The sequence below is a fragment of the Gordonia sp. NPDC003585 genome (assembly GCF_040610755.1).
Classification (GTDB): domain Bacteria; phylum Actinomycetota; class Actinomycetes; order Mycobacteriales; family Mycobacteriaceae; genus Gordonia.
The window spans coordinates 1-7,738 of the sequence record NZ_JBEXMX010000131.1 but is presented as its reverse complement, the minus strand read 5'-3'; the positions used below and the strand labels follow the sequence as shown (position 1 = coordinate 7,738).

Annotated in this window: 7 protein-coding genes; 5 read left to right on the top strand and 2 right to left on the bottom strand. The window is 63.8% G+C overall.

The window, feature by feature from the left end:
* The 5 genes from ABZW74_RS23180 to ABZW74_RS23160 all read left to right on the top strand — a co-directional run.
* Positions 1–421: enolase C-terminal domain-like protein (locus ABZW74_RS23180; protein ID WP_355279708.1), on the top strand; the 421-nt coding region annotated here is incomplete at its 5' end.
* Between the two features lie 930 nt (positions 422–1,351).
* Positions 1,352–2,692 (top strand): cytochrome P450, encoded by a 1,341-nt coding sequence (locus ABZW74_RS23175; RefSeq protein WP_355279705.1) that lies wholly within the window; start codon positions 1,352–1,354, stop codon positions 2,690–2,692.
* 4 nt (positions 2,693–2,696) lie between these two features.
* Positions 2,697–3,320, top strand: a complete 624-nt coding sequence (locus tag ABZW74_RS23170) for a helix-turn-helix domain-containing protein (RefSeq protein WP_355279703.1) — start codon at positions 2,697–2,699, stop codon at positions 3,318–3,320.
* Positions 3,321–3,366: 46 nt separating this feature from the next.
* Complete coding sequence (locus tag ABZW74_RS23165) at positions 3,367–4,239, top strand: SDR family oxidoreductase (RefSeq protein WP_240862820.1); 873 nt, start codon at positions 3,367–3,369, stop codon at positions 4,237–4,239.
* Between the two features lie 119 nt (positions 4,240–4,358).
* Positions 4,359–5,093 carry a nitroreductase family protein gene (locus ABZW74_RS23160; protein WP_355279699.1) on the top strand — a complete coding sequence of 245 codons (735 nt, stop codon included), beginning with the start codon at positions 4,359–4,361 and terminating at the stop codon, positions 5,091–5,093.
* Here the strand turns inward: ABZW74_RS23160 and ABZW74_RS23155 are convergent, their stop codons facing one another.
* Positions 5,094–5,972 carry a universal stress protein gene (locus ABZW74_RS23155; protein ID WP_240862814.1) on the bottom strand — a complete coding sequence of 293 codons (879 nt, stop codon included), beginning with the start codon at positions 5,970–5,972 and terminating at the stop codon, positions 5,094–5,096.
* The gene (locus ABZW74_RS23150) at positions 5,969–7,435 is read right to left on the bottom strand and encodes an amino acid permease (protein WP_355279697.1); all 1,467 of its coding nucleotides are present in this window, start codon (positions 7,433–7,435) and stop codon (positions 5,969–5,971) included. Before ABZW74_RS23150 ends, ABZW74_RS23155 begins: the two co-directional genes overlap by 4 nt.
* Between the last annotated feature and the right edge of the window lie 303 nt (positions 7,436–7,738).

Here is a 7,738-nt window from a genome sequence, read left to right as displayed (position 1 = left end):
CGACGAGTCGATCCGCAAGGCGAGCGACCCGATGCGCGTCGTCGCCGCCGATGCGGCCGACGTCGCGGTGGTCAAGGTCGCCCCGCTCGGCGGCATGCGGGCGACTCTGGCCGTCGCAGACGCCATCGGACTGCCGGTGGTCGTGTCCAGTGCCCTCGACTCCGCGGTCGGAATGGCCGCGGGGGTGGCGGCTGCGGCAGCCCTGCCCAGTCTGGTGCTGGATTGCGGACTGGCGACCGGATCGTTGTTCGACGCGGACGTGGCGCCGTCGTTCCTGCCGGTCGACGGGAGAATCGAGCCGCGCTGGTTCGGGCCGTCGGACATCGGTCCGCTCGACCACCTGCTCGCCCCGCCGGACCGGCGGCAGTGGTGGCACGAGCGTCTTGAACGCTGTCATGCACTGATCCGAAGAGTTGAGTGACCGCCTCGCTGACCTGGGCAAATGCTCCGACGTCGTGCCCGCAAAATCTAGGGGAAGAACTTCTTCCTCGGGGTTCGTAGTCGTCCGCGAGAAACTTCTGGGGGACGACACCAAGGGTCGGGGAAGAGTTTCTTCCCCGACTTTTGTGGCGGCGGATCGCGATTCTCGCTCGACGACGATGTTCCCGGTTCCGAGGACCGCGCAGGGACGGGCACTCGTTCGGCGTGTCGCGATGTCAGAAACCGCGTGTCTGGTCAGAAACCCGAGGCGCACCAGCGGTTTGTGGCCACACCTGCGGTTTCTGGCGACAAGTGCGGTTTCCGCGACGCGGCCGCGCTCTTCCTGCCTCCACGATCGTCGGCAACGCCGACGGAGGGACGCTGATCCGAAGAGTCCCGTGACCACCGCGATGACCTGCGGAGATGTGGATACGCCCAGCCCGCAAAATCTAGGGGAAGAGTTTCTTCCCCGGGGTTCACAGTCGTCCCCTAGAAATTTGAAGGGGAGGACTCCAAGAGTAGGGGAGGAGTTTTCTTCCCCTAGTTTCTTGGGTGGCGAAGGGCGCTTTCTGTGCTCGACTGGGACCTCGGTGATGGTTGGCCGCGACGGCGGCTTCGCCGACCTCCGAGGCGCGTCGTCGGCGTGTCGCGATTTCAGAAACCGCGTGTCTGGTCAGAAACCCGAGCCGCACCAGCGGTTTCTGGCCGCACCTGAGGTTTCTGGCGACAAGTGCGGTTTCTGCGACGAGGCCGGGCTCTTCCCGCGTCCACGATCGCCGACGATCGATCCCGGCCCGCGGGTGGTAGGTGCCACCAACCAGTAGGAAGAGACATATTGGCCAATCTGTTCCAACATGCGCTAGGGTGTGCGACGTGGGTCACATCGAGCGCCCGTAGCGGTCGCGCTCGCCGGCTTTGGAGGGAGACAGCCATGACGACAACCGAGTCTGCATCTGTGTCGACAGGTAGCGACCTGCGTCCGGTACCGTACTCGAATCGGCCCGGCATCCTCGAGATGATCGAGATGCGCCGTGACCCCTTCAAGTACGGCGACAAGCGTCAGGCCCAGTTCGGCAACATCTCGGGAATGAACGCGCTCGGGCTCAAGCTCGTGGTGACCGGCGGGCCGCGGGCGGCCAACGAGATCCTGATGAACAAGGATCGCGCGTTCGCCAACGGGCCCGCGTGGAGTTACTTCATCGGACCGTTCTTCAACCGCGGCATCATGCTGCTCGACTTCGACGAGCATCGGCATCACCGGCACATCCTTCAGCAGGCATTCACCCCGAGCGTGCTCAAGGGGTACATGCAGGAGATGCAGCCGATCATCGCCGAGCGAGTCGCTGCGATGCCCACCGGCGACGTCAAGCTGTTCGACGAGTTCAAGGAACTCACACTCGATGTGGCGCTCGAGGTGTTCCTCGGCCTCGAACTCCCGAAGGACGAGGCCGACAAGCTCAACAAGGCCTTCATCGACACCGTGCGCGCGGGTGTCGCGTATGTGCGCAAGCCGGTACCCGGGGGCCGCTGGTGGAAGGGCTTGCGGGGCCGCAAGGTTCTCGAGGAGTTCTTCTACGCCAACATCGACGCCAAACGCGCCAAGGAGACACCGGACCTGTTCTCCGTGCTCTGCCACGCGGAAAGCGAAGAGGGACACCGATTCACCGACGAGGACGTGGTCAACCACATGATCTTCGTCCTCATGGCCGCGCACGACACGTCGACCATCACCATGACCCAGATGGCCTACCGGATGGCCAAGTCGCCGGAATGGCAGGAGCGGGCCCGCGCCGAATCGCTGGAGCTCAACCCCGAACTCGGCTACGACGACCTGAGCCGGATGGGAGCACTCGATCTCATCCTCAAAGAATCTCTGCGGATGTGCCCGCCGGTTCCGGCGCAACCGCGCATGGCGATCAAGGACACCTCCGTGCAAGGCTTCTTCGTGCCGAAGGGCACGATCGTCACGGTTTCTCAGCTGACCAATCATCGCGACCCGGAGTTCTACACGAATCCGGACATGTTCGACCCCGAGCGCTTCAGCAAGGAACGCGCCGAGGACAAGGGCCATCGAATGGCGTGGACTCCGTTCGGTGGTGGCGTTCACAAATGCATCGGCCTGTATTTTGGCCAGATGGAAATCAAGACGATCCTGCATCACCTGTTGCGCGGCTACGAATGGTCGGTGCCCGCCGACTACCAGATTCCGATGGACTACAGCTCGCTCCCGGTGCCCAAGGACAAGCTGCCGGTGAACCTACGGCGCCGGTGACGTGGTGAGCAGCAACGCGGTACGGCCCGGGGTACGACCCGCCGGGTCCCGAAAGGTACGCAACACCGAGAGTCCCGAGGCCCAGGAGGCCGCGATCCTGGCCGCCGCTGCCGAGGAGTTCACCTCGGTCGGCGTGCGGCGGGCAAACGTCGACGAGGTCGCGGCGCGGGCCGGGGTCAGCCGAAGCACACTGTATCGGCGGTTCCCCAACAAAGAGGCGCTGTTGCTCGCCGTCGCCAACGACGCGTACGAGCGTGGGATGACGCGACTCGAGGAAGCCACGCATGGATTGGGGCCCAAGGGTGCGATCGTGGAGGCCTTCGCCATCGGTGCGACGATGATCTCCGAAGATCCACTGCTGCACCGCATCGTGCTGACGGATCTCGAGATGAAGGGCATCACCGCGTCGATGACGTCGCTGTTCATCGACATGGTCACCAAGCGTGTCGCCGCCACGATGCGCGACGAAGGCGCCACCATGCCCCAGGACGATCTGCTGCAGGCGGTCGAACTCCATGTCCGGCTGGTGATCTCTTTCCTCGAAACACCCGCGTCCGACGAGGAGCGTCAACAACCCGCCTACGTTCGCGGGTTCGCCGAGAAGTTCCTTGCACCGATGATCTGGTGAACCAAACCGCACATCAATTCGATTCCACCCCAGGGGGATACATCCAATGAGTCTGCGTGACAAGCTGTCCGGCAAACCCGACCACGACGCACTGCGGGCCGCGCTCGAGAACAAGGTCGTGGTGGTCACCGGTGGTGCTCGGGGCATCGGATTCGAAACGGCCACGCAGCTTTTCCAGGCCGGCGCGAAGGTGGCCATCGGTGACATCGATGACGAGGCGGTCGGCAAGGCTGCGGCCGATCTCGGTATCGAGGGTGTGGAGGTGGACGTCACGAACCGCGCCTCCTTCGACGCGTTCCTGGACGAGGTCGAGGCGCGACTCGGTCCGATCGACGTGCTCGTCAACAATGCGGGCATCATGCCGGTCGGACCGTTCCTGTCCTACGACGACACCATCATTCGCCGCACCTTCGACATCGACGTCATCGGGGTGATCCTCGGCAGCCAGTTGATGGCCCGGCGCATGGTGACTCGCGGGGGTGGGCACATCGTCAACATCGCGTCGACCGCCGGCCGCATCCCGACCCCGGGTCTCACCATCTACAACGGCGCCAAGGCCGCGGTCATCGAATTCTCCGAGGCGCTCAATGCAGAGTTGGAACCCGAAGGCGTCCAGGTGAGTTCGATCCTGCCGACCTTCACTCGCACGGCCCTGATCTCCGGCCTCAAGACCAACGCGCTGGTGCAGACCGTCGGCCCGGAGGAGGTGGCGCAGATCGTGGTGTCGACCATCGCCAAGCCGCGAGTGCGGGTGTACGCGCCACGGGCGATGATGTGGGCCGAGTCCGGTGCGCTGTTCCCACAGGGAATGAAACGGTTGTCGCGCAAGCTCACCAAGCTCGACTCGATCTTCATGAACCCTGATCAACAAGTGCGCGCCGCCTACACCAGCCGAATCCGGGGCGAGCGGACCAACTGACCCCTGGTTGCCCGTTGATCTAACGCCGAAGACCCCCGACGAATTCATGGACAGGGCCACTAAGCGTCGTTGACAATGGGCGTGCGCAACCGCACGCTGACTGGTCTTCGTGACACCGCGTGTACGCTGCTGCCGGCTGGAGGGTCGATGACGAACTCGCCGATGTTCGACACCATGTCGACGATGCGCGCCATGCGGAGGCTCAAACCCGATCCGGTGCCCGAAGAGTTCTGACACAACTGATCCGGGCTGCGACGTGGGCGCCCAGTGGCAGCAACATCCAGGGCTACCAGTACGTCGTGGTCACCGATCGCGCCAAGATGGCCGAGATCGCGAAGCTGTGGAACGTCATCGCCGACTTCTACATGCAGATGACCGGCGACTCGGTTCCACCGAACTCGACCGCAGAGAAGATGCGGAAGCTGAGAGCGGCGCTGCGGTATCAGCAGGAGCACTTCCACGAGACACCCGCGCTCATTGTGTTCTGCTACGACAGCGGACCGCTCTACGACGCTGCCCGGGCCAATCTTCGTGAAATCATCTCGGCCACAAAGTGTCTCGGTGGAAGACGAATACTCGACACCATGCGCCACGTTCGACGCACGGGGGAGATGTCGGAGGCCGCGAGCGTCTACCCGGGTGTCGAAAACCTGTTGCTGGCAGCACGGGAGTTGGGTCTCGGTGCAACTCTGACCACCTGGCATCTGATGTTCGAGTCCGAGTTCAAGAAGATCTTGGGAATTCCCCGGCGGGTCAAGACCTTTGCGGTCATCCCCGTCGGCTGGCCGGTGGGTCGGTTCGGTCCCGTCAGCCGTGTGGAGCCGGACGACGTCATCCACCGCGACGGTTGGTGATCAGCGCGGTAGGACAACCACCGGCACGGGTGAGTGCCGAATCAGCTTGTGTGCCCTCGATCCGACGAACACCTGGGACAGCAGACCTTCGTGACTGCTGCCGACGAACAACACCTCGCCCTCGATCCACTCGATCGAATCCACCGCCTCACGCCATCCGGTACCGGAGGCCACCTCGGTGGGCGTTCCGCTTTCGATGACGCCGTCGGCCGCGAGTTTCTGCTGCGCCGCCGTCGACTGCTCGATCCATTGATCGAGCACCTGGTTCTCGGTACGGATACCCACCAGAGGCGGATACATGGCGCCACCGCGCACCGCGAAGGTGACCACGCGCATCGGTTTTGCCATCAGCCCCGCGACGTCACGTGCCCGCGAGATGATCCCGTCGTCGTCGGTTCCCGCGTACGCGACCGTGATCCGGGTGAGCTTGCCATCTTTCGGCGAACGGTAGCCTCGCGGGCTCAGTGCGACGGGCGTCGGCGAACGATGCAGAAGCCAGTCCGCGGTGGAGCCCGTCACGATCTGCCCGAGTTGCCCTCCGTTGGCCGAGCTGATGACGAGTACCCGTGCGCCGATCTCCACCGCATGTGCCGAAAGCGCAGACGCCGCGGTCCGGTGATCCAGGCGCACGAAACGCCAATCCAGATCGGGAGGGTAGATCGTCATGTAGTCGGCGATCTCCTGCTCGGCCTTGGTAACGATCTCGTCGGTCCACGACGCGTACTCGGCGTCGACCTTTGCCATCGACGGTGTGGTCCACGGCTTCGGTACCACCGTCGCGACGACGAGGTCGGTGCCCGCGGACTCGGCGAGCATCGCGCCCAATTGCACACCGCCCGTTCCGCCTTCACCTTGGACGTAACCGACGAGAACCGTCATGACAGCGACTTGTCCGTGGAGACCGGTTCCTCAGGTGGGTTGTTCAGCTTGCTGTGCCGACGTCCCCACAGGAGGTAGAAGATCAGCGCCGCACCCACCCAGAGGCCGAAGAACAGGAACGTGATCGGTGCGAGCCCGCTGAGAATCCAGATGCACGCGGCGACCGACAGGACTGGGGTCACCGGGTAGCCGGGCACACGGAAGGGGCGCGGCAGATTCGGCATCGTGCGACGAAGGATGATCACGCCGACCGAGACGACGATGAAGGCGGCGAGGGTGCCGACCGAGACGAGATCCCACAGCTTGTCGATCGGCACAAAGCCGGCCAGGATTGCGATGATCACGCACACGACGACCGTATTGTTCACCGGCACCATCGTTTTAGGACTGACCTTCGAGAACGACTTCGGCAGCAGACCGTCGCGGCCCATCGCGAACAGGATGCGCGTCTGCCCGTAGATCACGACCAGGGTGACCGAGAAGATCGAGATGACCGCGCCGGCGGCGATCAGATTCCCGACCCACGTCGAACCGGTGACATTGTTCGCCAGTACCGAGAGGCTGGCCTCGTCGTCGGGGTTGAACTCCGTCCATGCCTGAGCACCGATCGAGGCGATCGCGGTCAGCAGATAAATACTGATGACGACGATCAGGGCGCCGATGATCGCGCGCGGCATCGCTCGCTGTGGGTCCTTCACCTCATCGCCCGCGGTGGACACGGCATCGAGTCCGATGAAGGTGAAGAAGATGACCGCGGCGGCCGACGTCACCCCGGACATGCCTTCGGGCATGAACGGCGAGAAATGGCTGGAGGTGAAAGCGGTCAGGCAGACTGCCGCGAAGAGCAGGAGCACGCCCAGCTTGATGAGCACCATGACGGTATTGACCAGGGCCGACTCGCTGGCACCGCGGATGAGGAGAGCGCCGCACAGGAAGACGAGGATCACGGCGGGCAGGTTGATCCAGCCGGGATCGTCGACGCCCCATGGCGCCGCGTTCAGCTGGTGCGGGATCGTCCAACCGAACAAGTTGCCGATCAACTCGTTGAGATACTGGCCCCAACCGATCGACGTGGCGGCCGCCGACACTCCGTACTCGAGCATGAGGCATGCACCGATGCCGACAGCCACGATCTCGCCCAGCGTCGCATACGCGTAGGAATAGCTCGATCCGGAAACAGGCACGGCGGACGCCATTTCGGCGTAACAGATCGCAGCGAGACCGGCCGCCGCGCCGGCGATGACGAATGCGAGGAGAACTGCGGGGCCGGCTTTGCTGATGGCCTCCGGGACGACGATGAAGATACCGGTGCCGACCGTCGCGCCCACGCCGAACAGCGTCAGCTGAAAAGTCCCGATGCTGCGTTTGAGGTGAGGTTCGCCGGCGCCACCGCCGGGAGCGTCCTTCCCCTCGACCGGCTTGCGGCGGAACAGCAGACTCGTCGTTGACTGTGCTTGCGTCATCAGTGCCTCCTGGCCAGGGTGTATCGATTCTGCTCCCGGATGCGACGACGTGCAGGGCGAATGCGAGATAACGGTGCCGATCGGTTCGGGGGCGAAGGAGCGCAAGGCCGAGAGCCCGTGCTGTCGCAGGGCCTGAAACGCATGGTGTTGCTGTGACTCCTGTACTCGATTACACGCTCTCTTCGCACCACCAGTAACAGTAGTGTGGGGGTCTCTGACCTGCGAAAATAGTCCTTGACTCGCATACATGTTCGAGTATTCTGGACGCATGCCCCACATCGAACACCTTTGCGACCAGCTCGC